Consider the following 26,084-nt stretch of genomic DNA (forward strand, 5'->3'; position numbering starts at 1 on the left):
GAACGTTCCAATTGTGGGGTAAGAGGATGAATTGGGCATTTGTCGGAGCGAGCACAATAGCTTCGCAATACATGTTGGACGCGGTGCGCCGGCAGGCAGGCAACAACGTGACCTGGGTCGTCAGTAATTCTCCGGATCGGGTTCAGACCTGGGCTAAGCAATACGGAATTCCCAACGCAACGACAGACTTGGACGCTGCGCTTTCTGACGAGAACGTTCAGGCTGTTTATGTTTCCTCGACCAATGAAAAGCACCACGGTCAGGCAATGGCAGCCATTTCGGCTGGTAAGCATGTTCTATGTGAAAAGCCGCTTGGGATGACGCAGGCGGAAGCTGTCGAAATGGTGCACGCAGCCGAAGCAGCTGGCGTGACTTTTGGTACAAATCACCACCTGCGATGCTCCGGCAGCCATCGTGCCATTCGCAACCTCATTGCAGACGGGCGCATCGGCGACGTTCTTTCGCTGCGTATACATCACGCGGTATATTTGCCGGGGAACCTACAGGGGTGGCGCATCAACTCAGCAGATGCTGGCGGCGGCGTTATCCCCGACATCGTCGTTCATGATGCGGATGTCACGCGGTTCCTGCTCAATGAGGACCCGATTTCTGTCGTCGCGCAAATGGCCAGCTCTGGGATGGGGCAGGGGGTCGAAGACTCGTGTATGTCCGTATGGACGATGCCATCGGGCGCAATGATCATGACGCACGAAAGCTTTACGCACCCCTTTGCCGGGTCGGGCCTTCAAGTGCATGGGACCAGGGGCTCGATTTTTGCGGAAGATGTCATGACGCAGCGCCCGGTTGGCGCAATAAAACTGGTGACTGAAGCCGGAAACGAAGAAATCCCGTTTTCGGATCATTCGCTCTATATTCAGGGCGTTTCCGAATTCGTCGCGGCAACAGCGGGTCAGGGCCGTCCAGCCGCGGATGGACCTGATGGAGTGAAATCGCTGTCCGTTGCGCTGAGCGTTCGTGAGGCCGCAGCGTCAGGTAAGCGAATCAACATAGACTATGGTGGCTTCTGATGACCAAGCTCGTTTCCGTTTCCGAGGCCGTTTCTCGCATTCCTGACAATGCGGTGGTAACCGTTTCATCGTCCTCGGCACTGGGGTGCCCTGACCTTGTGCTGAAGGCGATTGGAGAGCGGTTTCGCTCGGAGGGGCATCCGCGCAACATTACAACGCTGCACCCTATAGCCGCCGGGGATATGTATGGCGTGAAGGGCATGGATTATCTGGCGCAGGATGGGCTGCTCAGCCGCGTTCTTGCCGGATCGTACCCGTCGGGCCCTTCCAGCCTTGAGATGCCGGAAATCTGGAAAATGATCGTCGAGGATCGGGTCGCCGCATATAACGTGCCGTCGGGCATTCTGTTCGACATGCATCGCGAAGCCGCAGCGCATCGCCCCGGTGTTTTGACCCAAGTCGGTCTTGAGACCTTCGTTGATCCGGTGCGCGAGGGGTGCGCGATGAACGAACGCGGGTCAGTCGCGCCCATCGTCGCAAGAAAAGAGTTTGACGGTCAAACCTGGCTGCACTTCCCAAACATCAACCCGAATGTCTGCGTGTTGCGCGCGACCACGGCAGATGAATTCGGCAACCTGACTTACGAGCATGAAGGCGCATACCTTGGTGGACTGGAGCAAGCGATTTGCGTCCGCAACCACGGTGGGATCGTGATCGCTCAGGTTCAACGCGTAACCGCCGAGGGCAGCCTGCGCCCGCATGATGTGCGTGTGCCGGGGCATCTGGTCGATCTGATCGTTGAAGATCCAGAGCAGATGCAGACGACCGAAACGTCCTATGATCCCGCAATCTCTGGCCAGATCATGCGCCCTTGGGACAGCTTTTCCCTAGCCGAGCATGGTGTCGAAAAGGTCATCGCCCGCCGCGCCGCGCAAGAGCTTCGCACTGGCATGAGTGCCAATTTAGGCTTCGGCATCAGCGCCATGGTCCCGCGCGTCCTGTTGGAAGAGGGGCATCCTCAGGCTGTGACATGGGCGATCGAGCAGGGGGCCGTTGGTGGTGTTCCATTGACCGGTTTTGCCTTTGGATGTGTGTCCAACGCACATGCTTTCGTGCCGTCTCCGCAGCAATTTATCTACTTCCAGGGCGGAGGGTTCGACATGTCGTTCCTGTCCTTCCTAGAGGTTGATGTCGAAGGCAACGTGAACGTCTCCAAACTGGGAAAGAAGCCTTACCTGACGGCAGGGTGCGGCGGCTTTGTTGACATCACGGCGCGGGCCAAGAAGATCGTGTTCTCAGGCTGGTTCGAAGCTGGAGCCAAGATCGATCTGGCCGATAATGGTATCCGCGTGAATGCGCCCGGCAAGTTCACCAAGATGGTGGATCAGGTTGAACATGTCACATTCTCAGGCCGCCGAGCCCGCGAGACCGGACAGGATGTTCTGTATGTGACCGAGCGTTGCGTCATTCGCCTGACGGATCAGGGGCTGGTCGCGACGGAAATCATGCCCGGTATCGAGGCGCAGCGCGACATTGTCGAAGCATCGGGTGGTCGCGTCAAAGTCGCGGAAAGTGCGGTTCAGATGCCCAAATCTCTGTTCGCTTTAGGCCCGATGGGGATGACCCTGTGAGCAAGCTTGGGGTTCATATCGAGGGTCCGACAGCCGTACTTACATTGGACAACGTACCCAAGCTCAATGCTCTGACCGTAGACATGCTGGATGCGTTGGAGGCTCGCTTGCGAGAGGTCGAGCGTGACGCGTCCATTCGTGCGCTTGTTCTGACTGGCGCAGGAGAAAAAGCGTTCTGTTGCGGAGCCGATATTGGAGCATGGGGTGGTCTGAGCCCCGCCGAGTTTGCGCGTCACTGGGTCCGAGACGGACACAGAATCTTTGATCGGCTGGCACGGATCGGCAAACCGACTATCGCTGCGATCAACGGTCACGCCTTCGGCGGCGGTCTGGAGTTGGCCAGTTGCTGCGATCTGCGCCTGATAACCCCGCGTGCCACGCTGGCTTTACCTGAAGCTCGGGTTGGGATCGTGCCGGGCTGGTCGGGGACGCAGCGGTTGACCCGGCTGCTCCCCGAGGCTGCGGTCAAGGAGATGGCACTCTTCGGGCGCCGTATTGGTGCCGACCGAGCGCTGGCCCTAGGCTATGCGACCGAGGTGACTGACGATGTTCTGGCGCGCGCGATTGAGATCTCTGCAGACCTGAGTGGCCTCTCGCCCCGCGCCACCGAAATCTCAAAAAACATGATCCATGCAGCGGTTGGTGAAGACGCCCATGCCGCGGTCGAAGCCCTCGGCAGCGCAGCAATCGCCGCCGCGGCGGACCGCGAAGAAGGCGTCGCGGCGTTCATGGAAAAACGAAACCCCACATTTTCGGGCCTTTGAAGATATGAAAGACATCACAATCAACCCTGCCATCCCGTTCGAGCTGCCGCCTCTGTTTGAAGGTCGGCACCTCATAGATGGCACGTGGCAGGAAAGCGCTTCGGGCGAGACGTTCGAGCGCCGCTCACCCTCGCACGGCCATATCGTCAGCCGCTCGGCCACTGGGGGCGAGGTTGAGGCCGAGGCCGCGATTCAGGCGGCGCGCAAGGCGTTCGACAGCGGTGTCTGGAGCCGTGCATCGGGCAAGGAACGCGCAGCAGTCCTGCTGAAAGTCGCGGACCTGATTGAACAGAATGTCGACCGGATCGCCCTGATCGAAACGCTGGAAAGCGGCAAGCCGATCAGCCAATCCAAGGGCGAGGTTGGCGGTGCCGCGGATCTGTGGCGCTATGCGGCTTCATTGGCGCGCAGCACCCACGGCGACAGTCACAATACACTTGGCGCGGACATGATGGGTGTCGTTCTGAAGGAACCCATCGGTGTCGTCTCCATCATCACGCCATGGAACTTTCCGTTCTGGATCCTTAGCCAGAAACTGCCATTTGCACTGGCCGCAGGCTGCGCTGTCGTCGTGAAGCCGTCCGAGATGACGCCGTCGACGACCTTGATGCTGGGCGAGTTGCTGATTGAGGCCGGACTGCCCGCCGGTGTCTGCAATATCGTTCTGGGTTACGGCGTTCCCGTCGGAAGCGTGATGTCCAGCCACGACAGCGTGGATATGGTCAGCTTTACCGGCTCGACAGTCGTGGGTAAGACGATCAGCGCAGTTGCATCGGACACGCTCAAGAAAATAGCGCTGGAGCTTGGCGGCAAAAACCCGCAGGTCATCTTTCCCGATGCCGATCTGGATGCAGCGGCGGATGCCGTTGTTTTCGGCGTCTATTTCAATGTTGGGCAGTGCTGCAATTCAAGCAGTCGCATCATTGTGCACGAAGACATCGCCGACGATTTCCGTGAGCGTGTCGTTGCCTTGTCGCGCAAAGTCAAATTCGGCGATCCACTGGACCCGACGACGCAAGTCGGAGCAATCGTAACACCGGAGCACAACTCAAAAATCGACGCTTATGTTAAACAAGCGCAGGCGTCCGGCGCGACTATAGATCTGGGTGGTAAGCCGCTAGAGGTCGAAGGTTTGGGCGATCAGTTCTACCAGCCGACAGTGATTTCTGACGTGTCGCCAGAAATGCCCATTGCCCGCGATGAGGTTTTTGGACCGGTTCTGTCCGTTTTGACCTTCAAAACACTGGACGAAGCAATCGCGCTAACCAATGATAGCGGTTACGGTCTGTCGGCAGGGGTCTGGAGCGAAAACGTTCATACCTGCCTGGAATTCGCCCGACGCGCAGAAGCGGGCACGGTCTGGACCAACACCTGGATGGACGGGTTCCCCGAGGTCGCGTTTGGGGGCGTCAAGCAATCCGGGCAGGGGCGGGAAATCGGACGCTACGGGTTCGAGGAATTCTTCGAAGTGAAATCAGTAGTCATGCGCATCGGGAACAGCCGAGTGCCATGGGTTCCGAAAGATTAAATCCGGGCACCGGATTGGTCCCGAATAAGAATAACGCATTAAGGGAGGAAACAAGAATGCGTAAACTGCTGAAGACAAAAACGCTGTTTGTGGCCGGTCTGCTGTGCACGACCAGCCTTGCGCACGCTGAAGACGTGGAAGTTCTGCACTGGTGGACTTCAGGCGGTGAGGCCGCCGCGTTGAATGTTCTCAAGGACGACCTGTCCGGGCAAGGAATCGGCTGGACGGACATGCCCGTTGCGGGCGGTGGTGGCGAACAGGCGATGACAGTTCTGCGCGCACGCGTCACCGCTGGCAACGCTCCAACAGCCGTTCAGGCCCTGGGTTTTGACATTGTCGACTGGGCCAATCAGGGTGCGCTGGCTGATCTGAACGAAGTGGCCGCCAAGGAAGGTTGGGATGACGTCGTTCCAGATGCTCTGAAAGCCTTTGCTAAGCATGACGGTAAATGGGTTTCGGCACCAGTAAACGTGCACTCGACCAACTGGGTCTGGGCTAACAAGGCGGTGCTGGATGCCAACGGTATCGCACAGCCCACCAACTGGGACGAGTTCGTCGCAGCGGTTGAGGCGTTGAAAGCTGCCGGTGTCACTCCGATCGCGCATGGTGGTCAGGCCTGGCAGGATGCGACTATATTCGATGCGGTGGCGATGTCGACACTTGGGCCAGATGGCTACAAGGCAGCGTTCATTGACCTGGACGAGGAAACGCTTGGTGGCGACGCTATGAAAGAAGCGTTCGAACGTATGGCATTCATCCGCGACAACGTGGACGAGAATTTCTCAGGCCGCGATTGGAACCTGGCGACTGCAATGGTCATCAACGGTGAAGCCGGTTTCCAAATGATGGGTGACTGGGCCAAAGGTGAATTTTTGAATGCGGGCAAGGTGCCGGGTGAAGATTTCCTGTGTTTCCGCTTCCCCGGCACTCAGGATCAGGTCACCTTCAATGCTGACCAGTTCATGATGTTCGATCAGGGCGGTTCGGTATCGGCTGAACAGGCCGCGCTGGCCAGCGCGATCCTGTCGCCATCCTTCCAGATTGCCTTCAACAAGGTGAAGGGGTCTGTCCCCGCGCGTACCGATGTGGATGGAAGTGATCTGGATGCCTGTGGTCAGCAGGGCATGAAGGATCTGGCAGCTGCTGCTTCCTCGGGCAACCTGTTCGGTTCGATGGCCCATGGCCATGCCGCACCGGCATCTGTGAAGAACGCGGTCTATGACGTCGTCACAGCCCATTTCAACGGCGAATATGACAGCGAGACTGCTGTCGTTGAACTGGTCGACGCAGTTTCGATCGCCAAATGATCTTATCGTGATCCTCCCGATGGGGCGGCGGGTTGGTCGCCCTGTCACCAAGAGGGCGCAATCGCTCCGACCCACAACTACTCGAACGAGGAGGGCGCGCCATGGCTGGTTCAGCCGACGCGGATTTCAAGACACGCCTTCAGAACTGGATTCCCAAGCTGGTCCTGTCCCCATCGATCGCGATGATGACGGTCTTTGTCTACGGCTTCATTCTGTTTTCGGTCTATCTTTCCTTTACTGACAGCCGCATTCTGCCAACCTTTGGTTGGGTCGGCTGGGAAAACTACGACAAGCTGTGGCGGCTGAGCCATTGGGAAACATCGCTGATCAATATGGGTATCTACGCCAGCCTGTATATCGTGATCTGCACATGCCTTGGGCTGGGTCTGGCGATTTTCCTCGATCAGAAAATCCGCGGTGAGGGGCTGCTGCGCCCGATCTACCTGTACCCGATGGCGCTGAGCTTCATCGTCACCGGTACCGCATGGAAATGGTTTCTGGATCCCGGCATCGGCTTGGAAAACGTAATGCACACATGGGGTTGGACGAGCTTTGAGTTCGATTGGATCAAGAACCGCGACTATGCGATTTACACGGTCGTTCTGGCAGCGGTCTGGCAGACCAGCGGCTTCGTGATGGCAATGTTTCTGGCTGGCCTGCGTGGGATCGACAACGAAATTCTGCGGGCTGCGCAAATGGATGGGGCCTCGAACTGGAACCTCTATCGCCGGATCATCATCCCGCAATTGCGTCCGGCGTTCCTGTCGGCCTTCGTGATCCTCAGCCACCTTGCGATCAAGACCTTTGACCTTGTGATCGCCCTGACCGGGGGTGGGCCCGGTCGGGCCACCGAACTGCCCGCGACCTTCATGTATTCCTATACGTTTACACGGAACCAGATGGGCATCGGTGCGGCCTCGGCCACGATCATGTTGATGACAATTGCGGCGATCATGATCCCCTATCTCTACGCCGAATTGCGGGAGAAACGCTGATGTCCCAAGCAACTCAGGATACCGCAATCCGAGTCGGCCGCGTTATGCGCACACTGATCTATCTGGTGCTGTTACTCTTCGGTCTGTTCTACCTGCTGCCGCTCTACGTCATGCTGGTAAATTCGGTGAAGCCGCTTGAGGAAATCACCGGCGGTGGCATGATGAATCTGCCGCAGGTGTTCACGATTGAACCCTGGCTCAAGGCATGGTCCTCGGCGCAGATCGGCGTCGATCCTACGGGGTTGAAGCCCTACTTCTGGAACTCGATCAAAATGGTAGTTCCGGCGGTGATCGTCTCGACCATCCTTGGCGCGCTGAACGGCTATGTATTGACCAAGTGGCGCTTCAAGTATGACACCATCCTGTTCGGTCTGATGCTGTTCGCCTGCTTCATTCCGTTCCAGATCGTGCTGATCCCGATGGCGCGGATGCTGGGTATCATCGGGCTGGCGGGAACCACTTGGGGTCTTGCGCTGGTGCACGTGGTCTATGGGATTGGCTTCACCACGCTGTACTTCCGCAACTACTATGCCGTGTTCCCGACTGAGCTGATCCGCGCGGCGCAGATCGATGGGGCCGGGTTCTTCCAGATCTTCTGGCGCATCCTGTTGCCCAGTTCCGGACCGATCGCAGTGGTTTCGATCATCTGGCAGTTCACCAACATCTGGAATGACTTCCTGTTCGGTGCGTCCTTTGCTGACGCCAACAGTCAGCCGATGACAGTGGCGCTGAACAACCTCGTACAGTCGTCAACTGGTGTGAAGGAATACAACGTTCATTTCGCAGGCGCCATTCTGGCGGCCATGCCAACTCTGCTCGTCTACATTGTGGCCGGACGTTACTTCGTCCGCGGCCTGATGGCGGGTTCCGTGAAAGGATAAGACCTTATGGGTTTTCTGGACATAGACAACGCGACCAAGTCCTACGGATCGGTCGAGGTTCTGCACAAGGTCGATATTTCGGTGCAGGAGGGCGAGTTCCTCGTGCTGGTCGGTCCGTCGGGCTGTGGCAAGTCGACCCTGCTGAACATGATCGCAGGGCTGGAGGAGATCACCAGCGGCGAAATCCGCATCAAGGATCAGGTGATGAACGGGGTGCACCCGTCGAACCGCAACATCGCCATGGTTTTCCAAAGCTATGCTTTGTATCCCAATATGACAGTCGGGCAGAACATCACCTTCGGGCTTGAGATGCATGGCGTGCCAAAGCCCGAGCGTGAGAAGGCCATGCAAGAGGTCGCCAAGCTGTTGCAGATCGAGCAACTGCTGGATCGTAAACCCGGCCAACTGTCAGGTGGTCAGCGTCAGCGGGTGGCTATGGGCCGTGCGCTGGTACGGAACCCCGATGTGTTCCTGTTCGATGAACCGCTTTCCAACCTCGACGCCAAGCTGCGCGTCGATATGCGGACCGAGATAAAGAAGCTGCACCAGAACCTTGGCACGACCATTGTTTACGTGACCCACGACCAGATCGAGGCGATGACCCTATCTAGCCGCATTGCGGTCATGAACGGTGGCTATGTGCAGCAACTGGGCACGCCGCAAGAGATCTATGACACGCCAGCCAATATCTTTGTGGCAACTTTTATGGGCTCACCCGCGATGAACGTTTTGCCTGCGAAAGTGACCGTTCTGAACGGCCGACCACATGCCGAGGTCGCCATTCACGACGGGTCGATGGCGCAACTCCCCTTCAGTCAGGATAACCTGACGGCATGGGATGGGCGCGACATTCTGTTGGGTATCCGTCCGGAAACTATAACCGATATGGATGGCGCGGATCGGAAGTCTTCGAATATTGCGCAAATGGCCAATCGTATTGTGGTCACGGAACCTGCAGGGTCTGACACGTTTGTGTCGATGCAACTGGGCGGGCGCGACGTGATCGCCCGGATGCGCTCGGATGCCGAGGTCGCACCGGGTCAGGATTTCCCCTTTGCCGTGAACATGGAAAAGGCCGTTGCCTTTGATCCGGAAAGCGAGATGCGGATCCTTCCATGACCCGTGCTGACGTCATCATCATTGGGTCGGGTATCGGCGGGGCAACTCTGGCTGCAGCACTCGCGCCGTCCGGTTGCCGCATCCTGATCCTTGAACGAGGTGAGCGTTTGCAACCCTCGCCGCAGGATCGGGACCCACAGGCGATCTTTGCCGACGGGCATTTTCGCCCCGATGAAACATGGCTGGATGGGGCAGGTAAACCCTTCAACCCGGGAAACTATTATTGCGTGGGCGGAAACTCCAAGTTCTACGGAGCGGCATTGATCCGTTACCGGAAAGAGGATTTTGAGCCGCGTCAGCATATGGGCGGCCATTCGTCCGGCTGGCCCATGTCGTATGAAGAGCTGGAGCCCGACTATACTAGGGCCGAGGAGCTCTACGACGCGCACGGGACCACTGGCGAGGATCCCACCGAACCGCCGCACAGCAGAGGCTATCCATTCCCACCAGTGCCGGATGAAGCGGACATTGCCGACCTGAGGGTTCGGTTAACCCACACCGGGCTGACACCGTCCTCGGTGCCGTTGGGCGTGGACATCGATGCATGGCTTGCGGCGGGACAAACCACTTGGGATGCGTTTCCAAACACGCGCGGCGGCAAAATGGATGCGGAAACCCGTGCGCTTTCCGCGGCTTTGAAACACGACAATGTTGAATTGTTGACTGGTGCCCGCGCCCGGAAGCTTATTGCCGGCGGTGACGGGCTTATCGCCAGCGTTAACGTTGACGGGCATGGCACCTTGGACGCGCCGATTATCGTTCTGGCGGCCGGGGCGGTTCAGTCGGCGGTCTTGTTGCTGCAATCTGCGAATGACAATTGCCCAACTGGTCTTGCAAATCGCTCGGATCAAGTTGGGCGGAACTTTATGAACCACAATTGCTCGGCAGTACTGGCCTTGCATCCGCTGCGACGGAACCGCGCTGTTTATCAGAAGACACTGATGTGTAACGACTATTACAACGGTGACGAAGAAGGCGGTGCGCCGCTGGGCAATATTCAGATGCTGGGTAAGATCACCGGGCCGATCCTTGCATCACAAACCCATTTGCCGGGTCCAATTGCTGCGCTGATCGCCAATCGAAGCTTCGATTTCTATGCTATGTCCGAAGATCTGCCCAATCCGGACAGCCGCGTGACGGTTGAAGGCGACCAGATCAGGCTGGATTGGAAGCGCTCAAATTGGGCGGCGCATGAGGCCCTTGTAGCCCGGTTGAAGGCGCATCTTAAAAAAGCGGGTTTTCCGGTGGTGCTGTCACGGCCATTTGACCGGCGCACGCCGTCGCACCAATGCGGGACGGCTCGGATGGGAAATGATCCGGCTAGCAGCGTCGTCGACACGTATTGCCGCAGTCACGACCACAAGAACCTGTTCATCGTCGACGCTTCGGTCCTTCCGACGTCTGGTGCGGTTAACCCGGCCCTTACGATAGCCGCACTGGCGTTCAGGGCAGGTCGTCACATCATTGATACGGAGTTTTCCGCATGACCGGAACAGCATTGGTGACCGGAGGACAACAGGGCATTGGTCTTGGGATCGCGCGCGCCTTGATCGCGGCGGGGTACAAGGTGGCACTAGCCTCTCGCTCGACACCCGACAAACCGGTCGTTAAGGCGGCTTTGGTAGAGCTTGGTCCAAGTGCAATTTATGTGCAGCACGACGTGTCCGACATTGATCACGTTCCGGCGCTACTGGATCAGGTCGAAGCCGATTTGGGCCCGATCACCGCGTTGATAAGCAACGCAGGGGTGGGAGCGCCGGTGCGTGGTGACATGCTGGATCTGAAGCCCGAGAACTGGGATTTCGTGCAGAACATCAACCTGCGTGGACCGTTTTTTCTGGCGCAAGAGGTGGCCCGGCGTATGTTGGAGCAGCCGCAAGAAACCTATCGTTCGATCACCTTTGTCACTTCGGTCAGCGCGACGATGGTGTCGATTGAACGGGCCGAGTACTGCGTGTCCAAAGCGGCGGCGGCGATGATGGCCCAACTGTTCGCGGTGCGCATGGCCCCCCATGGTATCGGCGTTTTTGAACTGCGACCGGGCATAATCGCGACTGAGATGACGGCAGGCGTACGCGACAAGTACACCGACCGTATCGAAGGCGGTCTTGTTCCCGCGGCACGCTGGGGTGAGCCCGAGGATATTGGGTGCATCGTCGTCCCGCTGGTTCAGGGGCAGATGCATTTTGCGAACGGTGCCGCCATCCCGGTGGATGGCGGCCTGTCAATCTTACGTCTGTAAGTCAGGACACATAAGAATGTCTGAAGGATTTGATTTCATTGTCATCGGAGGTGGCTCAGCAGGATCGGTGATCGCTGCGCGTCTTTCCGAAGAGCCGTCGGCGAGTGTGCTGTTGCTAGAGGCCGGCTCAACCGACCGCCACCCATTCTTTCACCTGCCGGCCGGATTCGCAAAGATGACCAAGGGTATAGGCAGCTGGGGTTGGTCCACGGTTCCGCAAAAGCATATGCAGAACAAGGTCTTCAACTACACCCAGGCCAAGGTGATCGGAGGGGGATCGGCGATCAACGCGCAGATCTATACTCGTGGCGCGGCGCAGGATTACGATGACTGGCGGCAGATGGGTTGCGAGGGGTGGGGCTACACCGACGTGCTGCCCTATTTCAAAAAGTCCGAAGACAACGACACCTACGATGACGAATTTCACGGCAAAGGCGGACCGCTAGGCGTGTCCATGCCCGCAGCACCTCTGCCAATCTGTGATGCCTATATCAAGGCAGCCGGGGAAGTGGGAATTCCCGAAACACACGATGTGAATGGCGCCAAACAGGACGGAGCTGGGTACTATCAACTGACCCAACGCAACGCTCGGCGCTCATCTGCCGCGATGGCGTTTATTGCGCCGAACCGCAGCCGCCCGAACCTAACCGTGCGCACCGGAGCGCAGGTCCGCCGCATCACGGTGGACAAAGATAGGGCAACCGGTATTGAGATGATGAATGGTGACAAGATCGCCGCCGCGAAAGAAGTCATTCTGTCCTCGGGTGCCATTGGTTCACCGCGTTTGTTGCAACTGTCCGGTATAGGTCCGGCGGATCAATTAGACGGTCTCGGCCTAGACGCGGTTTATCATCAGCCTCAGGTCGGCGCGAACCTGCAAGACCATCTGGATCTGTATTCCATTTGCGAGGTGACCGGGCCGCACACCTATGACCGTTTTGCCAAACTGCACCTCTCGGCCTTGGCCGCGCTGCAATACGCGTTCACCCGCAAAGGGCCGGTTGCGTCCAGCCTGTTTGAAACGGGTGGGTTCTGGTACGCCGATCCGGATGCACGCTCGCCCGACATTCAGATGCATCTGGGGCTGGGCACGGGCATCGAGGCGGGCGTCGAGGCAATGCCAAACGGTGGGGTCACCCTAAACGCCTGTTTCCTGCGACCAAGGTCGCGCGGAACGGTTAGGCTGCAAAGCTCCGACCCTGCGGTCATGCCACTGATCGATCCCAACTATCTGGCGGATCCTTATGATCGGGAGATGTCCATTCGTGGGTTGAAACTGGTGCAGAACGTCCTCGCACAGGAGGCCTTGAAACCTTACATCCTCGCCGAACGCCTGCCGGGGCCGGACGTGCGGACCGAGCAGGAGTATTTCGACTTTATCTGCGTGCATTCCAAAACCTCGCACCACTGCGCGGGCACCTGCCGGATGGGCAGCGATGCAGAGGCCGTTTTGGACCCGCGTCTGCGGTTCAATGGGATCGAAGGGCTGCGCGTCGCGGATGCGTCGATCATGCCGACGGTCAATTCCTCGAACACCAACGCTCCGACAATCATGATCGGCGAAAAGGCTGCTGACATGATTAAACAAGACCAAGGTTTCTGAACATGATCCGCCATATCGTACTGACCAAGTTCCGCCCTGACGTGACCGAAGAGACCATCGGGGCCATTTATAAAGGCCTTGCAGCCGTGGCTGAGGCGCTGCCGGGGGCCAGCGGGTTCACCGGTGGCCGTAGTGAAAGCCCCGAGCAGATCGAACGCGGATACATGCATGGGTTCGTGATCGACTTCGAAGATTGGGCGGCGCTGGAGACCTATCAAAACAACGAAACGCACAAGGCGCTGGGCGCGCAACTGGTCGAGAACGCCGTGGGCGGCATCGACGGCATTCTGGTTCTGGATTTGGAGGTCTGAGACAATGAAACTGATTTTGCCAAATCCTGAGGGGCAGCTTGAACCCTATGCGCTGACCGGAATTCCGTTAGTGCCGCGCGCGCCGCAGGTGCCTTTGACGCGGACAGCCTTTGCGGCGGCGCACGTTGTCTCGGACCCGCTGGCGGAACGCGACCCCTGGGATGGTCGCCCGGCAGTGGATTGGGATGCGACCTTGCGCTTTCGTCAAGGGCTGTGGGATCAGGGTTTGGGTCTGGCCGAGGCAATGGATACTGCTCAGCGCGGGATGGGTGTGGATTGGGCGACTGCGTTGGAGCTGATCCAGCGCACAATGACAGCCGCAAAGGCGCACCCAATGTCACCACGTGTCGCCTGTGGGGCAGGGACAGATCACCTGCCGCTGCGCGCGTTGAATACCGCTGGCGAAATCCTGTCGGCTTACGAACATCAGGCTGAAGCGATTGAGGCTGCCGGTGGTCAATTGATCCTGATGGCTTCGCGCGCTTTCCCGGCGATCAACGCGGGCCCGGATACCTATCATGACGTCTATCGCGCGCTGATTGACGGTGCGGCGGAACCGGTGATCCTGCATTGGCTGGGCGACATGTTTGACCCTGCTCTGACCGGCTATTGGGGCAGTGCGGATGTCGATACCGCCAGCAATTTCGTCCTGTCTATGATCAATGAGAATCCGGCCAAAGTGGACGGGATCAAAATTTCCTTGCTGGACCAAGCGCACGAAGAAGCCTTCCGCGCGCGATTGCCGGAAGGCGTGCGTCTATACACCGGTGATGACTTTAACTATGCGGATCTAATTGCCGGGGAAGACACGCATTTCTCGCATGCGTTGCTTGGAATTTTTGCCGCCATTGCCCCTGCGGCCAGTCAGGCGCTTGAAGCGTTGGCGATGGGTGACATGGATCGCTACAATGCGCTGTTCGCGCCGACCGTTCCCCTCAGCCGAGAGATATTCAAGGCCCCGACGCGGTTCTACAAAGCAGGGATCGCGTATCTGGCGTGGCTGAACGGGTCGCAGTCCCATTTCATCATGCCGGGCGGGTTCCAATCCAGCCGCGACATCTGCCACTACGCGCAAGTCTTCAGGCTTGCGGATCAGGCCGGTTTGCTCTCGGACCCGGAACTGGCTAAAGCACGGATGACCACGCTTCTCAGCCTGCATGGAGTTGAACAATAACCTGAATGCGCAGACCCACGATCATAGATGTTGCCAACTCGGCAGGCGTTTCAAAATCCACGGTCAGCCTGGTTCTGCAAGGCAGCCCGCAGGTGAAGCAAGAGACGCGCAAGCTGGTTCATGCCGCGATGAAAGAGATCGGGTACGTCTATAACCGATCGGCGGCAAATCTACGGTCAACGGGAACAGCGCTTATTGGTTTGGTAATCAACGACCTGACCAACCCATTTTTCACTGAGTTTGCGACTTCCTTGCAGATGGCACTGGGGTCCCGAGGCTATGCGGTCGTTGTGGCCAATACAAACGAAGACCCCGAGCTTCAAGATCAGGTGGTGGGCGCGATGCTGGAGCATGGGGTTTCCGCCTTGATCCTATCGCCTGCTTATGGCGATGTCTCGAACACCTTGTCCGCGGTCGAGCGAGCTGGCATCCCTTTGATGCAGGTCTTGCGGCAAGCTGAAAGCGAAACGGCGAGATTTCCCTTTATCGCCCCCGACTATGCAGAGGGTGGTCGAGCCGCTACGCAGTACCTGATCGAAACGGGTGCGCGGAACATCGCTTTCATCGGTGGTCTGGATGGCGCCGAAGTTACTCGCGAAAGACTGTCTGGCTACATTGGTGCAATGAGGTGCAACGGCATACAGCCTATTGTGAAGACAGGGGAATCCAGTCGGTCATTTGGGCATGAAGCAACGATCAGCCTTTTCAAGGAGCATCCGGAGTGCGACGCCGCAGTTTGCTTTAATGACCTTATTGCCTTTGGGATGATTAATGCCTGCCATGAAGCGCAAATTAAGATTGGCACGGAGTTTCAGATCGTCGGTTTCGACGATATCAAGGAAGCCTCGGAATGCTGGCCAGCACTGTCTACGGTACACTGCGGCGTCTCTGAGTTTGGCGAACAAGTGGCAGACATTGTTTTGCTATGGCTGCAGGATGGAGTTACGCCGGCACAACATGCGCGCACTTCCACGCGTTTGGTTTTGAGGCAAACCACGAAAGACAAAGAATAGCCTGAGGGTCTTGTCAGAAGAACTTGGCTTGAGGCGGGCAGGCGTGTTGCGTAGCTTTTTCCCATGACCAGACCTGCCTCTTTCAAGTATTTCAAAACCAGTCCTGAGATCATCCGTCTTGCGGTGATGCTGTACATCCGTTTCCCGCTCTCGCTTCGGAATGTCGAAGATCTGCTGCACGAGAGAGGCATCGACGTGAGCCACGAAACTGTCCGATATTGGTGGAACCGGTTTGGCCCGATGTTTGCTGCTGAAATCAGACGGAAGCGTGTTCAGCAGCTGCGCGCATTCTCCAAATGGAAGTGGCACGTGGACGAGGTTTTCGTGAAGGTAAATGGCAAGCGGCATTACCTTTGGCGGGCTGTTGATCACGAAGGCGAGGTGCTGGAAGCCGTTGTCACCAAACGCCGAAACAAAGCTGCAGCACTGAAGTTCCTCAGGAAATTGATGAAGCGGCACGGTTGCGCCGAAGAGATCGTCACAGATCGCTTCGCTTCTTACAAGGCTGCTCTCAGAGAGCTTGGTGCGACCGAAAAACAGCATACGGGCAGGTGGCTCAACAACCGCGTCGAGAATTCGCACCTTCCTTTCCGACGGCGCGAACGCGCCATGCAACGTTTTAGGCGGATGCGAAGTTTGCAGAAGTTCGCCGCCGTCCATTCCTCCGTCTACAACCATTTCAACCAGGAAAGATCGCTAGCCAGTTGAGACATCTTCAAGCTGACCCGCGCCGCCTCTCTTAGCGAGTGGCGTCAACTTTGTTCCGGATAGGTTCGCGGTTTCCGCGGCAAACTGAGACTGGTTCGAATTCGTCTGACAGCACCTTCTCCGGACCTCATGACTGCGCCGATTTGGTGAATAGCTTGCAAGCCGTTGGATTTGATAGGTTCTTCTATTGCATAACTGAACACTTCGACACGGGTGGCGTTCGCGAGATGGAACCGGCATCGAACATCTCGTCAGAACACGCGGTCGGCGATTTTCTCCAAAGCCCCTACTTGTCCTCAAGGAGGTCGGGCTGTTCTGGTGCCGCACCACCCGTGGCGAACAGCGACTCTATGATGTCTTTCAGGACGCGCCGCCGCTCCATGATGGTCTTCAGCCTGTCAATAAACTGCGGGTCTTCATCGTTTTTTGGGGAGATGTTCTTCTCGACCAGCCGAACCGACGGTGGATCGAAATTCAACATCTCGGAGAAGACCTCGTTCGGACGGTTCTCCAGTCCTTCCCGTAGGCTGTCATCGTCAGACCGATTTCCCCAGCGCGTCATGTAGTCCGGCGGCGCTGCCTTCCATCTGGGGAGAAATTCAGCCACGAAGTTATCGCGGAAAGTCTTCCGGTGCGCATCGAGCGCTTCTCGGACTTTTTTACGATAACGCTCACGACGCGGAATGGTACGTGCAGCGTCACTGTGTTGGGGATCGGCGTCCTGCTGGGCATGCCGCCGCCTCAATGGGTTAATTGCCTATATGGAGAAAGGCAAAGGAGTCGTGGCAACAGGACCCACATACGATTGGTGCTTCGCGCTTGGTCGAGACGAGTTCGTTGACAAGATCACGCAAAATGTACTGGACCGCTTCACCTCTTAGCGGCTTTGGTGTTGGCAAGATAGATAATTGAAATATTCGCTATGCGTTGCCATAGCGGTAAGCGCTGTGCGGTTTGGGTTCAGTGAGAGCCTCCGCTAGCTGTTCATATTTTTGTTCTATTGCGTCTCTAGAGCGGTTGTTCACTCGGACCAAACATTCCGTAGTGTGATTAACGACGGCTTTGTCCGCAAAGCAGTCGTGCGAGCAACTAGCAGCGAATAGCAGCTTCGAGCCCTAAGCAGAAACGCCAAGCGATTACGCAGAAAAACCTGCTCACACCAAAAATCAGTGGTCAACAATTCTACTCAGTTTCTGAGGATCGCGCCCATAGGTTGATTTCCTCTTCCGAGCTGACCTGATCAATCTTGGCGAGTTCCGCTTCGGTAAATTCCAAATTCCGGACCGCACCTACGCAATCCACGATTTGCTCAGGTCGCGAAGCGCCAATAAGGGCTGTCGTAATCCGGTCACCTCTCAGCACCCAAGCAAGCGCCATCTGAGCTAATGATTGACCGCGTGACGCCGCTATGTCGTTTAGAGCCCTGACACTCGTCAGTGAACGTTCATTGATCATGCCTTCCAATAGAGACGTGCCTTGGGTTGCACGACTGTCTTCGGGAATGCCGTTCAGATACTTCGATGTCAAAATACCCTGAGCAAGTGGCGTAAACGCAATCGATCCCACGTTCAATTCGTCAAGCGTATCCAACAGCCCGTCCCGCTCAACCCAACGGTTGAGTAGGTTATACGACGGCTGATGGATCAGGCACGGTGTGCCAAGGTCTTTCAAGATGGCCAGCGCTTCGCGCGTTCGTTGCGAGTTGTAGCTTGAAATTCCGACGTAAAGTGCGCGTCCAGAGCGCACTATATAGTCTAGGGCTCCCATAGTTTCTTCCAGAGGGGTATCTGGATCATAGCGGTGGGAATAAAAGATATCTGCGTATTCTAGCCCCATCCGTTTGAGCGACTGATCACAAGAGGCCACAAGATACTTTCGTGATCCCCACTCCCCATAGGGGCCCGGCCACATATCATACCCTGCCTTGGTAGATATGATGAGTTCGTCCCGATAGCCTGCGAAATCAGTTTTTAGAATTTCGCCGAATGCTTCTTCCGCCGATCCCGGCGGCGGGCCATAGTTATTTGCTAAATCAAAGTGCGTTATACCCAAGTCAAAAGCAGTGCGACAGAGATCGCGCTTTGTCTGGTGCGGGGTATCTCCACCAAAGTTGTGCCATAACCCAAGGCTGATCGCGGGTAGCTTTATGCCAGACTGCCCACAACGGCGGTAGACCATTTGCTCGTAGCGGTCCGGATTGGGAAGAAACGGGCGCGGCCGAGGCTTCGGGGGGCGTTGTAATTTGCTCATCTGTCCATAATCCGAGATCATCACCCCGTGTCAATTCAACGAGATAGTAATCGGCAAACAGCGAAGCCTGCCGTATAGACGAAACATGCCTCAGGCATTGTCAGCGCAGATTGTCAAACTGCAAACTAGTCCTCGAATAACGCGCGAACCTTCGACATGTCATACGCATGTTCCGTCAGGTTTTCAGGATCCCATTCGCTTCGCCCAGCTTCAAAAAAATCCCCGCCGTATACGTGGATTGCTCCGGTCAACTTGGGGATAGGGTTTGTGACCGAGTGAATGAGGTCCTTACCAAGCGGAGCATAGTCACCCGTCGACAATGCTCGAGCCCCCGCCGCTTCAATGCGTCCGTTAGGGTCATCTGCTACGCGCCGCCAAAATATGTTATCTTCTCTACCACCATAAATACCGATCACGGCCCACATTTCGTGATTGTGGGGCATTATGGTCATTCCTGGCTTCCAAACGACGTTGACGATTGTCAGATCACCTGACTTGTAGATGGGAAAGATTCCGCTTTCGGTCGGCTCTCCCAAGGCTTGCGTCACGCCCGCGGGATCGCGCATCGCCCGGTCCACTACTTGAGCCACCGATTTGTGAGACGCGTCCCGATCCACTGCGGTCCGGCAGTCCGCCACAAACTGTTCCATGTTCCACATATCTTCAGCCCCCAATTGCATACTATAAAGGCAACAGGGTAGCACAGGCTGCAAAATAGACGAAATTGGGACCCAGATTGCAGCTGCATGTTTCGGGTATCTAAGACTTCCAATGACTGCTTGGCCTGCTTAGCGTTCGTTCGCCAAATCGGGGGAATGTCTACTTTGCGGGACATCCGTCGATTGCATCGCATACATTAGGCTGTCTGTTTGCTTAATCGAAAATGCGTTCGCCCTGCTCGTCGATCACCTGTTTCGCCTTTGCGATGCTGAAGCTTTCGCCCTGATCCCGGGTCTCAAAAACATCCGCCCGGATCACAGTATGGGTCTTGCGATCTCCGTCGATGGTCTTTTCGATACGGGCTAAAAGGCGGTATTTGCCACCTTCGGGCATCAAGTCCGGAAAGATTTCGAACCCTCTGTAAGAGACCGGCTCCGGCTCCGACTTTTCACCGCCACCGAAAAGTTTAGAGAAGAGGGACATTGGGCGGCTCCTTTCAGCGTTGCTATGACGGGAGACTAGCGCCGCTTAGGACAGGCGTGAAGCATGTCGTGCTATTGGAACATTTGTCTTCGGTCCGTTGGCACGGTCCTTGCGTTGCCTAATACGTCCAGATCCGCGGTAATAGTCCATTCCTCCGCACCACTCTCCCTTGTACGGACGGTCCAAAACCGCCATTCTGACACGCTGCCACCAACGACCGCGCTGAGCCCAGAGCAGACTAAGTAATTTTAAGTCTTAACTTAATATCACTTATCCCTGAGGTGTGTACCAGATTGGCGACGTATAGGCCCTTTCTTGTATAGACCGAGGGGCTTCGTCAGGGATCTCCGTTCCGAACACCTTTGCATCGTATGTCGTCCAGCGCGGCGTCGGTATGGCCAGCACTCTGACGTAGTAGAACGCGCTTTGCGTCGGGTCGTAGTCCGGGTCTTCGCAAAATCCGGCGAGAATTGCCTGACCGATCTCGTTTGTCCAAGACGCGTTTTCTACGTCTACCGTATTCCCAACCGGTCCGTCACAAGCCGCGTTAATAAGTGCACGCCCACCACAAGCAACATCATAAACCCGTTCCGACGTTGTGCCGTCGCTATTCAGCCAGCCTTTGATAATCTGAATGCGGTCGAGGTTCGCCCCATCGGGATCACGAAGCGCACGAACCAGAAAGCGCGGAGAGCGACCGTTACTGTCCACTGGCAAATCCGCTCCCATCGGGCCGCCATTTTCGTATCCATACTCAGCAAAGTCAGCGCGCGGCAGGTCGGTTTCATCAAATTCGTATCCAGCAAAGACGCGAACGCGCATACGCGGTCCTGTGGTTGCATAGACTTCTTTTCGAGCAAAAATATCCCAAATGGCCTCGCGGGTGTTTTTCCTTGCCCAAATGGTCGCCAAACCCGACGCCGAAGTCTGCGATGCATATTGGGCAACACTCTCGTCACCACCGATACCGCCGACGACCTCTTCAAATCGGATCGGGTCAGCAGTAGGTTCAACAGCCGCGACTTTCCCGAAGAAATTGTCCTCGCCTACCGTGGACAGCGATGTATGAGCATCAGTTGAGCCGCTCGCGCCAAATTTGAACGGGTTTGTCCCAGTTTCCGCCTCGTACCTGTCGTACCGGGTTGCCACACGGCGCCAATCCTTGAGCCTGCCAAACATGATCTCGATCCGGTTGCCGCGTTTGTATCGGCGCTTGTGGGCCTCCCATTTGCGAGAGTCAGTTTTTGGAGGAACGACGCAAGCAATGTTGGAGCAGAAAAAATCGCCAGTGCTATTCGGGCACTGATTACGTGAACGGGTGGCTGCGACTTACTGGTAGCCATAGCTATTCAAGTTCATCGGAAAAAGGGAGCAGCCAGTTGTTTTTAGGGGCCCGCTTGAGGCTGATGCCGGTTTGCCCGACCGTTTCCGCTAAGGAAGTTTATCACAATTGATGTCAACTCGTCCCAGTCTGTAAATTCCCGTGCGCCATCTCGTGGATCGATATTTTGACCGCGCAAGACGACGTGCTTTAGAATCTCCCTCTCAAAGTACCCGTAGTTTTCGGGCCTCACCGCGCCTGCGATCAACGCCGTCGCATTTGGTTCAAAACCTGTTCGCATAAGCATTTCGTTAAGATAGTCACGCGCTTCTTCTCGACCTGACTCGAAAGCAGCTTTTAGGCCGATGGAAAGCACGAGAGACTCTCGTTTCATTAAATCCTCTCGATGTGACGCGACGAATGCCTCGAATGACTCGGGGTGCCTACGCTCGTGGACAGGGGCAAGAAGAATAACCTCGGCCACATCGTCAAGCGACATGTGACCGCGCATTTCATCAGTATTGATCAGCCTTATGTCGAAACCGGCTTCCTTCGCGATATTGCCTACGAAACGTGCAATCTTTGTCGTCTGACCTTCGACTGTAGCGAAGGCGATGAGTGCGGTCATTCCGATCCTCCCAAAAATCGGTCTGAATAGATTGCTTATTATGATTAAGTGGCGTGCGTTGCCCTTGATCTCCATCAAAGGCAATTCTTGGGAACATATCGGGATAGTTTGGGTATGAAATTGCTGTCCACGCGGAGAGTGTTTTTGGGAAAGCTCTCGACGACAGCTATTTCTAAGAGTTTTTTTCGGCTGACAATTTTCAAACTAGCCAATGCATAATGGTCTGTCTTTCTACCTAAAGGAAAAGGTCAAGACAGCGATAAAGACTAAAAAACTGATACCCCACACTGCAAACTTCACCTGTCGGCGTGCGGGCAGGTTTCTGAGCAGTCTAGTCATAGTCAAACCTTTCAGACAAAATCCTGTGGGACGCGGTGCCCCGCGCGATCAGATGATCTTCGACGGCGTCCATCATGGCAGGGGGGCCGCAGAGAACAAAAAGCCAGTTTTCAAATTGTTCAGAAGACAAATTGCGGTCCAACAGGGGGCCGTCGACCAAGCCTGTCTCTCCGGACCAATCTTTTGGTGGCTCGGAAAGAACAAATACTGTTTCTTCTTCGGACAACTCCCTGGGATAAACAATCTGCTCTTCCACCCGGTTGCCATAGATAAGCTTGAGATCGCGTTGTGTTTCACTCAACCGAACCTGACGCATAATGCTCAACATGGGGGCGATCCCGACACCACCCGCGATCAGAACAATGCCTTTCTCAGGGCGGTGGCTGATCGACAGATTCCCGTGCGGGGCATCCAGATAGGCCGTGGTTTGCGGAGCGATCTGCCCGAGACCGCATGTGAAATCCCCAAGCTCCTTTATCACGAATGAAACTTCGGGGCCTTCGGCTGGTGCCGAACTAATCGAGAATGGGTTCTCGTGCAGCGAGAAAGCACTGTGGCCAACGTTTAGCCAGGCAAACTGCCCTGCTTCGAAGGTTAGTCCGTTGTGACCATTGGGCTTGAGGCGCAACTCCCATTGCTTCGGTGTTAGTCGAGACACAGAAGCAACGCGCCACGGCCTTTTTCTCTGACGTAAAGGCCGAACGAGATAGACATACAGCAAAGTTCCAACTGCAATACTGGTCAGGGCAAGCCAGAGATACGTCAATAGCGGATGCCCACCGTAGCGCCCGGCATAGACAGTGTGGTGCAACAGCAAGCACGCAATTACGACGGCTCCTAGCCCGTGCAAGAGGCGCCATGTTTCGTATTTGTAATCAAGGGATTTACGGGCAATTGCCGAGGCGACCAGAATGAACAGTAAAAAATATGCGCCGATGCCCGATACCAGCGTAGAAAAGTCGGTCGAAATCGTAAGTTGGTTTGTTTCATCCCACGGGCGTCGTCCGCCAGAAGGCGTACCCTGATACAGAAGCGGGTGTATTAGCGCAAAGCCAAGCGCTGTACGCGCCATCAACTGATGCACCCGCATGGTTACATCCATACCCAGACCGGAAGAGATGAACTTGAACCGCCCAGACAGAAGGAACTCGACTAAGATTATTGAAAAAGCGAGCATTCCAAGCCCGGACGCGAGCTCTTGATGAAATGATCGCGGTTGCCATCCCAGGGACCAAGAAAAACCCAAGGGAGCCAAGATCAGCAAAACGTAAATCAGCGCCAGATAAGGCCATTTCATACGGTTTTGCTCCACTGTGCTAGAGTTAGGCAACTCGGGCTCATTTAGATTAAACGCTAAGCTGACCTGGGGCTCCGATCAAGACTACTGAGATTAGTGTTAAGTCCGCTACGACGCGGCAGGTTTGTTGGACGACGATTCCCGTTTCTGTTCATTCAGCCGGTGTGTGCGATCTGGCGAAAGATGAGGTTGCATGCTTGCGCAAGATCAAGGTCTTAGACCGCGCTTTCTGTCATAATATTGCGCGCGCGAAATCCGACCAAAGGAGGAGGCTGAAAAATGCTAGAAGACAAAAAGTCCCCGCAACTTTTCACTGGAACGCATCCGCTCTCCGACAACTTTCGGCGTGAAATGGAAACCCTGATGTCGCGTTTTTTGGGGGGAGGATCACCTTTCCTGCCAATGGAAACAACCGCGCAACGCACGGGTTTTCCGTCTCTTGACATGACAGGTGCGATTTCACCGGCAATCGATGTCCAGGAAACGGATTCTGCGATAGTTCTTACGGCTGAATTGCCGGGGCTCGAAGAGGATGACGTTGAAATTGAAGTCAAGGACCGCAGGCTAATATTGCGCGGTCAGAAGAAGATTGCGCATGATGAAACGGGGGATCTGCGTGTCAGCGAAAGAAGCTATGGCAGCTTTTCAAGAGCCATGACGCTGCCAGACACTGTGGAAGTCGAAAAGATTTCAGCAACGTTTGACAAAGGCGTTCTGCATATCGAGATGCCGAAGGCTGAGCCCCAGGATCCAAGCCGCAAGATCAAGGTATCGACTAAGTAGACGGTCGGGTGGTTCTTAGCCTTCCGAATTCACGACAAAACTGAGGGCCGACAATCGGTCGGCCTTCTTCGAAGCGCGAACCAATAGGTTTCTTGGTTCAATCGGTTCGAACGTTGCAAGTGATTGTATCAACATCTTTTTGTACATTTACATGTGGCGATGGGATTGGTGATGCAGCGTGGTAGAATGCCCTCACGCGTTTGGATAGGGGGCCATAATGCGAAAACCAGAAACGAGCAGCATTGCATCCTCAGGGGATGGTGGTGAAGGTGAGGTGCGGGCCTTTCTGGAGAGCCTGACAGGTCCATCGCGGGGAAACGTGAACTGGCTTGTCGGTAAAGCCCTGACTGTTTCTGTTGATGATGGCAGGGTGCTAAGCCTTCGACCTAAAGATGACCTGCCTCCCCATGATAACGATATTGCCGCGCTTCACTGGGCTGACGACGGTTACACGATAACCGCGTCAGCAGGGCGCAATGTATGGGTAAACGGGCAAAAAACCTCATCGACGCTTCTGAGGCATGGCGACATGATCGAGTTCGGTGAAAGGGGCCCCATGTCTCGATACAGGTTGTGCGATCACTCATTTCCCGCGCACCACACAGTCGAAGATATCCTCAGTGACGCATATGCTTACACCCGAACGAGCCGTCGACCTTTCGCCAAAAAGATGTCTGGTGCCCTGCGCGATAGTGGGCGGCGGCTTGCGTCTCAGACCACGATCCTTTTCAGGATCACAGTACTTGCAACGCTCCTTTTGATCGCGGGGTTTGGGTACCTGCTTTACCAAAACGACCGGCGCTTGGCGGATAGTATCGAACAGGAGTCCCGCAAGATCGAAGCGGTCGCGGTTATGCTCGCCCAGACGCGAGAAGATGCACTTACGCCTGATGACTTGGCTTCTTTGCGTGACGCTTTTGAGAACCAAGTTCTGTCGACCGAGCAGCGTCTTGGAACCTTGGAGCAGCGGGCCGGCGCCCCCGCGCGGGTGATCGCTGCCTCGACCCGGTCCGTCGCTTTCCTTCAGGGGGCTTATGGATTGCGCCACGTAGAAAGCGGGAAGATATTGCGGCATGTATTGGGACCGAACGGAGAAAACCTGAAAACCCCATTCGGCCAGCCTTGGATCGAACCGGATGGGACCGGCGAACCTGCAGAATTTCAGTTCACCGGAACCGGGTTTTTGATTGCTGGTGTACCTTTGATGGCCACCAATCGCCATGTTGCTTTGCCTTGGACTTCGGGGAACCGAGAGAAAGCACTGAGTGATGCTGGTCTTGAGCCTGAGATGTTGAGGCTGCTGGCCTATTTGCCTGATCAGACGGAACCAATAGAGGCGCGTTTGGTCCGGTTCAGCGAAACGGCTGACTTGGCGATTTTGGCAGTAGAGCCAAGCCGCGTTCAGGACCTCGGAATTCCTTTGGCGGATGCCACGTCGCGCGTAGGTGAAGAGCTTTATCTGTTGGGGTATCCAACGGGTTTGAAAGCACTGATCGCGCAGGCTGGTCCGGGCTTTCTAGAGGAACTGGAAGCTGAAGGAACGTTGAACTTTTGGTCGATTGCGTCCCGGCTTTCCGCTCAAAGCAAGATTCACCCCCTAGCAAGCCGGGGGATCGTTGCGCGGACAAGTGAGAGCGCCATCGTTTATGACGCTGAGACCACGACCGGTGGGAGCGGGGGGCCAGTATTGAATCGGAGGGGTGAGGTCGTTGCCATCAATGCTGCGATCCTGCCCGAGTTTGGTGGTTCAAACATCGGCGTCCCGGTCTCACATCTCAGAGCTGTGCTGGGAGAAGCGGAAAGCCAGTGATCATTCGCTCGTTCGGAAGCGCGAGTTTTAAACGAAGAACACTGTAGCGAGTGAAACGATCACTGAGATCAGGGCCACGGAGATCAGCAGGTATCCAAGTTGACTGTAGTTTGCGGTTGGCGTGACCTCACCGGTCTCAGGGTTGGTGACAGCGCGTGTGACGACGTATGTCTGGTTGTCAACAGGTTCAGCGTGCGTCCCTGACTGTCGCAGATGGCGTGCAGTTTGGTGTTCATGCCGCCCTTGGTTCGGCCAATCAGGCGTCCACG

General features: G+C 56.1%; 23 protein-coding genes and 3 pseudogenes. 17 read left to right on the forward strand and 9 right to left on the reverse strand.

Features of this window, described 5'->3' with window-relative positions; translation table 11 throughout:
- Positions 1 to 26 precede the first annotated feature (26 nt).
- From ACR0J0_RS08205 to ACR0J0_RS08275, 15 genes and pseudogenes are all read left to right on the forward strand, one after another.
- On the forward strand, positions 27 to 1,028 hold the full coding sequence (locus ACR0J0_RS08205) for a Gfo/Idh/MocA family protein (RefSeq protein ID WP_480662824.1): 1,002 nt from the start codon (positions 27 to 29) through the stop codon (positions 1,026 to 1,028).
- Positions 1,028 to 2,599, forward strand: coding sequence for an acyl CoA:acetate/3-ketoacid CoA transferase (locus ACR0J0_RS08210; protein WP_480662826.1), 1,572 nt, complete (start codon positions 1,028 to 1,030; stop codon positions 2,597 to 2,599). The genes ACR0J0_RS08205 and ACR0J0_RS08210 overlap by 1 nt, the downstream gene beginning before the upstream one ends.
- Complete coding sequence (locus ACR0J0_RS08215) at positions 2,596 to 3,363, forward strand: enoyl-CoA hydratase/isomerase family protein (RefSeq protein WP_480662828.1); 768 nt, start codon at positions 2,596 to 2,598, stop codon at positions 3,361 to 3,363. The genes ACR0J0_RS08210 and ACR0J0_RS08215 overlap by 4 nt, the downstream gene beginning before the upstream one ends.
- A gap of 4 nt (positions 3,364 to 3,367) precedes the next feature.
- Positions 3,368 to 4,891 (forward strand): aldehyde dehydrogenase family protein, encoded by a 1,524-nt coding sequence (locus ACR0J0_RS08220; RefSeq protein WP_480662830.1) that lies wholly within the window; start codon positions 3,368 to 3,370, stop codon positions 4,889 to 4,891.
- A gap of 56 nt (positions 4,892 to 4,947) precedes the next feature.
- Entirely contained in the window at positions 4,948 to 6,198 is a 1,251-nt protein-coding gene (locus ACR0J0_RS08225) for an ABC transporter substrate-binding protein (protein ID WP_480662832.1), read from the forward strand.
- A 101-nt stretch (positions 6,199 to 6,299) separates the two neighbouring features.
- On the forward strand, positions 6,300 to 7,193 hold the full coding sequence (locus ACR0J0_RS08230) for a carbohydrate ABC transporter permease (RefSeq protein ID WP_170496900.1): 894 nt from the start codon (positions 6,300 to 6,302) through the stop codon (positions 7,191 to 7,193).
- Positions 7,193 to 8,074 (forward strand): carbohydrate ABC transporter permease, encoded by an 882-nt coding sequence (locus tag ACR0J0_RS08235; protein ID WP_480662834.1) that lies wholly within the window; start codon positions 7,193 to 7,195, stop codon positions 8,072 to 8,074. Before ACR0J0_RS08230 ends, ACR0J0_RS08235 begins: the two co-directional genes overlap by 1 nt.
- 6 nt (positions 8,075 to 8,080) lie before the next feature.
- Positions 8,081 to 9,193: an ABC transporter ATP-binding protein gene (locus ACR0J0_RS08240; RefSeq protein ID WP_480662836.1), complete on the forward strand. Its 1,113-nt coding sequence runs from the start codon at positions 8,081 to 8,083 to the stop codon at positions 9,191 to 9,193.
- The gene (locus ACR0J0_RS08245; RefSeq protein ID WP_480662838.1) at positions 9,190 to 10,680 is read left to right on the forward strand and encodes a GMC oxidoreductase; all 1,491 of its coding nucleotides are present in this window, start codon (positions 9,190 to 9,192) and stop codon (positions 10,678 to 10,680) included. The genes ACR0J0_RS08240 and ACR0J0_RS08245 overlap by 4 nt, the downstream gene beginning before the upstream one ends.
- Positions 10,677 to 11,435: a 3-ketoacyl-ACP reductase gene (locus tag ACR0J0_RS08250; RefSeq protein ID WP_480662840.1), complete on the forward strand. Its 759-nt coding sequence runs from the start codon at positions 10,677 to 10,679 to the stop codon at positions 11,433 to 11,435. Before ACR0J0_RS08245 ends, ACR0J0_RS08250 begins: the two co-directional genes overlap by 4 nt.
- Before the next feature lie 16 nt (positions 11,436 to 11,451).
- On the forward strand, positions 11,452 to 13,038 hold the full coding sequence (locus ACR0J0_RS08255) for a GMC family oxidoreductase (RefSeq protein ID WP_480662842.1): 1,587 nt from the start codon (positions 11,452 to 11,454) through the stop codon (positions 13,036 to 13,038).
- 2 nt (positions 13,039 to 13,040) lie between these two features.
- Positions 13,041 to 13,349: a Dabb family protein gene (locus ACR0J0_RS08260; RefSeq protein ID WP_480662843.1), complete on the forward strand. Its 309-nt coding sequence runs from the start codon at positions 13,041 to 13,043 to the stop codon at positions 13,347 to 13,349.
- A gap of 4 nt (positions 13,350 to 13,353) precedes the next feature.
- Positions 13,354 to 14,523: a dihydrodipicolinate synthase family protein gene (locus ACR0J0_RS08265; RefSeq protein WP_480662845.1), complete on the forward strand. Its 1,170-nt coding sequence runs from the start codon at positions 13,354 to 13,356 to the stop codon at positions 14,521 to 14,523.
- A gap of 5 nt (positions 14,524 to 14,528) precedes the next feature.
- Positions 14,529 to 15,536, forward strand: a complete 1,008-nt coding sequence (locus tag ACR0J0_RS08270; protein WP_480662847.1) for a LacI family DNA-binding transcriptional regulator — start codon at positions 14,529 to 14,531, stop codon at positions 15,534 to 15,536.
- A gap of 63 nt (positions 15,537 to 15,599) precedes the next feature.
- Positions 15,600 to 16,241 (forward strand): annotated as a pseudogene (locus ACR0J0_RS08275) (IS6 family transposase); the annotation flags it as partial.
- A gap of 289 nt (positions 16,242 to 16,530) precedes the next feature.
- On the opposite strand, the gene ACR0J0_RS08280 reads toward ACR0J0_RS08275, so the two are convergent.
- From ACR0J0_RS08280 to ACR0J0_RS08315, 8 genes and pseudogenes are all read right to left on the reverse strand, one after another.
- A complete protein-coding gene (locus ACR0J0_RS08280) occupies positions 16,531 to 16,989 on the reverse strand; it encodes a hypothetical protein (RefSeq protein ID WP_480662849.1) in 459 nt (152 codons plus the stop codon).
- A gap of 437 nt (positions 16,990 to 17,426) precedes the next feature.
- On the reverse strand, positions 17,427 to 18,494 hold the full coding sequence (mgrA, locus tag ACR0J0_RS08285; protein WP_480662851.1) for an L-glyceraldehyde 3-phosphate reductase: 1,068 nt from the start codon (positions 18,492 to 18,494) through the stop codon (positions 17,427 to 17,429).
- Between the two features lie 125 nt (positions 18,495 to 18,619).
- The gene (locus tag ACR0J0_RS08290; RefSeq protein WP_480662852.1) at positions 18,620 to 19,144 is read right to left on the reverse strand and encodes a cysteine dioxygenase family protein; all 525 of its coding nucleotides are present in this window, start codon (positions 19,142 to 19,144) and stop codon (positions 18,620 to 18,622) included.
- 223 nt (positions 19,145 to 19,367) lie between these two features.
- On the reverse strand, positions 19,368 to 19,637 hold the full coding sequence (locus ACR0J0_RS08295) for an HlyU family transcriptional regulator (RefSeq protein ID WP_480662854.1): 270 nt from the start codon (positions 19,635 to 19,637) through the stop codon (positions 19,368 to 19,370).
- A 270-nt stretch (positions 19,638 to 19,907) separates the two neighbouring features.
- Positions 19,908 to 20,786 (reverse strand): DUF3604 domain-containing protein, encoded by an 879-nt coding sequence (locus tag ACR0J0_RS08300; protein ID WP_480662886.1) that lies wholly within the window; start codon positions 20,784 to 20,786, stop codon positions 19,908 to 19,910.
- A pseudogene (locus ACR0J0_RS08305) lies at positions 20,766 to 20,855 on the reverse strand (IS5/IS1182 family transposase); the annotation flags it as partial. The pseudogene ACR0J0_RS08305 and the gene ACR0J0_RS08300, both read right to left, overlap by 21 nt.
- A 167-nt stretch (positions 20,856 to 21,022) precedes the next feature.
- Positions 21,023 to 21,586 carry a flavodoxin domain-containing protein gene (locus tag ACR0J0_RS08310; RefSeq protein ID WP_480662856.1) on the reverse strand — a complete coding sequence of 188 codons (564 nt, stop codon included), beginning with the start codon at positions 21,584 to 21,586 and terminating at the stop codon, positions 21,023 to 21,025.
- A 331-nt stretch (positions 21,587 to 21,917) separates the two neighbouring features.
- Positions 21,918 to 23,189 (reverse strand): ferredoxin reductase family protein, encoded by a 1,272-nt coding sequence (locus tag ACR0J0_RS08315; protein WP_480662858.1) that lies wholly within the window; start codon positions 23,187 to 23,189, stop codon positions 21,918 to 21,920.
- A 312-nt stretch (positions 23,190 to 23,501) separates the two neighbouring features.
- Here ACR0J0_RS08315 and ACR0J0_RS08320 point away from each other — a divergent pair, with 312 nt between their 5' ends.
- Together ACR0J0_RS08320 and ACR0J0_RS08325 are read left to right on the forward strand one after the other, a co-directional pair.
- The gene (locus tag ACR0J0_RS08320) at positions 23,502 to 24,005 is read left to right on the forward strand and encodes an Hsp20/alpha crystallin family protein (protein WP_480662860.1); all 504 of its coding nucleotides are present in this window, start codon (positions 23,502 to 23,504) and stop codon (positions 24,003 to 24,005) included.
- 217 nt (positions 24,006 to 24,222) lie between these two features.
- On the forward strand, positions 24,223 to 25,815 hold the full coding sequence (locus ACR0J0_RS08325) for a trypsin-like peptidase domain-containing protein (RefSeq protein WP_480662862.1): 1,593 nt from the start codon (positions 24,223 to 24,225) through the stop codon (positions 25,813 to 25,815).
- A 173-nt stretch (positions 25,816 to 25,988) separates the two neighbouring features.
- On the opposite strand, the pseudogene ACR0J0_RS08330 reads toward ACR0J0_RS08325, so the two are convergent.
- A pseudogene (locus ACR0J0_RS08330) lies at positions 25,989 to 26,084 on the reverse strand (IS5/IS1182 family transposase); the annotation flags it as partial.

The organism is Ruegeria sp. BF12 (genome assembly GCF_056538705.1).

Excerpts from the sequence above, each read along its gene's own strand:
- ACR0J0_RS08320 (WP_480662860.1), top strand. The coding sequence starts at position 23,502 with ATGCTAGAAGACAAAAAGTCCCCGCAACTTTTCACTGGAACGCATCCG.
- ACR0J0_RS08295 (WP_480662854.1), bottom strand. The coding sequence starts at position 19,637 with ATGTCCCTCTTCTCTAAACTTTTCGGTGGCGGTGAAAAGTCGGAGCCG.
- ACR0J0_RS08290 (WP_480662852.1), bottom strand. The coding sequence starts at position 19,144 with ATGGAACAGTTTGTGGCGGACTGCCGGACCGCAGTGGATCGGGACGCG.
- ACR0J0_RS08240 (WP_480662836.1), top strand. The coding sequence starts at position 8,081 with ATGGGTTTTCTGGACATAGACAACGCGACCAAGTCCTACGGATCGGTC.
- ACR0J0_RS08245 (WP_480662838.1), top strand. The coding sequence starts at position 9,190 with ATGACCCGTGCTGACGTCATCATCATTGGGTCGGGTATCGGCGGGGCA.
- ACR0J0_RS08210 (WP_480662826.1), top strand. The coding sequence starts at position 1,028 with ATGACCAAGCTCGTTTCCGTTTCCGAGGCCGTTTCTCGCATTCCTGAC.
- ACR0J0_RS08325 (WP_480662862.1), top strand. The coding sequence starts at position 24,223 with ATGCGAAAACCAGAAACGAGCAGCATTGCATCCTCAGGGGATGGTGGT.
- ACR0J0_RS08270 (WP_480662847.1), top strand. The coding sequence starts at position 14,529 with ATGCGCAGACCCACGATCATAGATGTTGCCAACTCGGCAGGCGTTTCA.
- ACR0J0_RS08230 (WP_170496900.1), top strand. The coding sequence starts at position 6,300 with ATGGCTGGTTCAGCCGACGCGGATTTCAAGACACGCCTTCAGAACTGG.
- ACR0J0_RS08260 (WP_480662843.1), top strand. The coding sequence starts at position 13,041 with ATGATCCGCCATATCGTACTGACCAAGTTCCGCCCTGACGTGACCGAA.
- mgrA (WP_480662851.1), bottom strand. The coding sequence starts at position 18,494 with ATGAGCAAATTACAACGCCCCCCGAAGCCTCGGCCGCGCCCGTTTCTT.
- ACR0J0_RS08255 (WP_480662842.1), top strand. The coding sequence starts at position 11,452 with ATGTCTGAAGGATTTGATTTCATTGTCATCGGAGGTGGCTCAGCAGGA.
- ACR0J0_RS08205 (WP_480662824.1), top strand. The coding sequence starts at position 27 with ATGAATTGGGCATTTGTCGGAGCGAGCACAATAGCTTCGCAATACATG.
- ACR0J0_RS08235 (WP_480662834.1), top strand. The coding sequence starts at position 7,193 with ATGTCCCAAGCAACTCAGGATACCGCAATCCGAGTCGGCCGCGTTATG.
- ACR0J0_RS08220 (WP_480662830.1), top strand. The coding sequence starts at position 3,368 with ATGAAAGACATCACAATCAACCCTGCCATCCCGTTCGAGCTGCCGCCT.
- ACR0J0_RS08310 (WP_480662856.1), bottom strand. The coding sequence starts at position 21,586 with ATGACCGCACTCATCGCCTTCGCTACAGTCGAAGGTCAGACGACAAAG.
- ACR0J0_RS08225 (WP_480662832.1), top strand. The coding sequence starts at position 4,948 with ATGCGTAAACTGCTGAAGACAAAAACGCTGTTTGTGGCCGGTCTGCTG.
- ACR0J0_RS08265 (WP_480662845.1), top strand. The coding sequence starts at position 13,354 with ATGAAACTGATTTTGCCAAATCCTGAGGGGCAGCTTGAACCCTATGCG.
- ACR0J0_RS08250 (WP_480662840.1), top strand. The coding sequence starts at position 10,677 with ATGACCGGAACAGCATTGGTGACCGGAGGACAACAGGGCATTGGTCTT.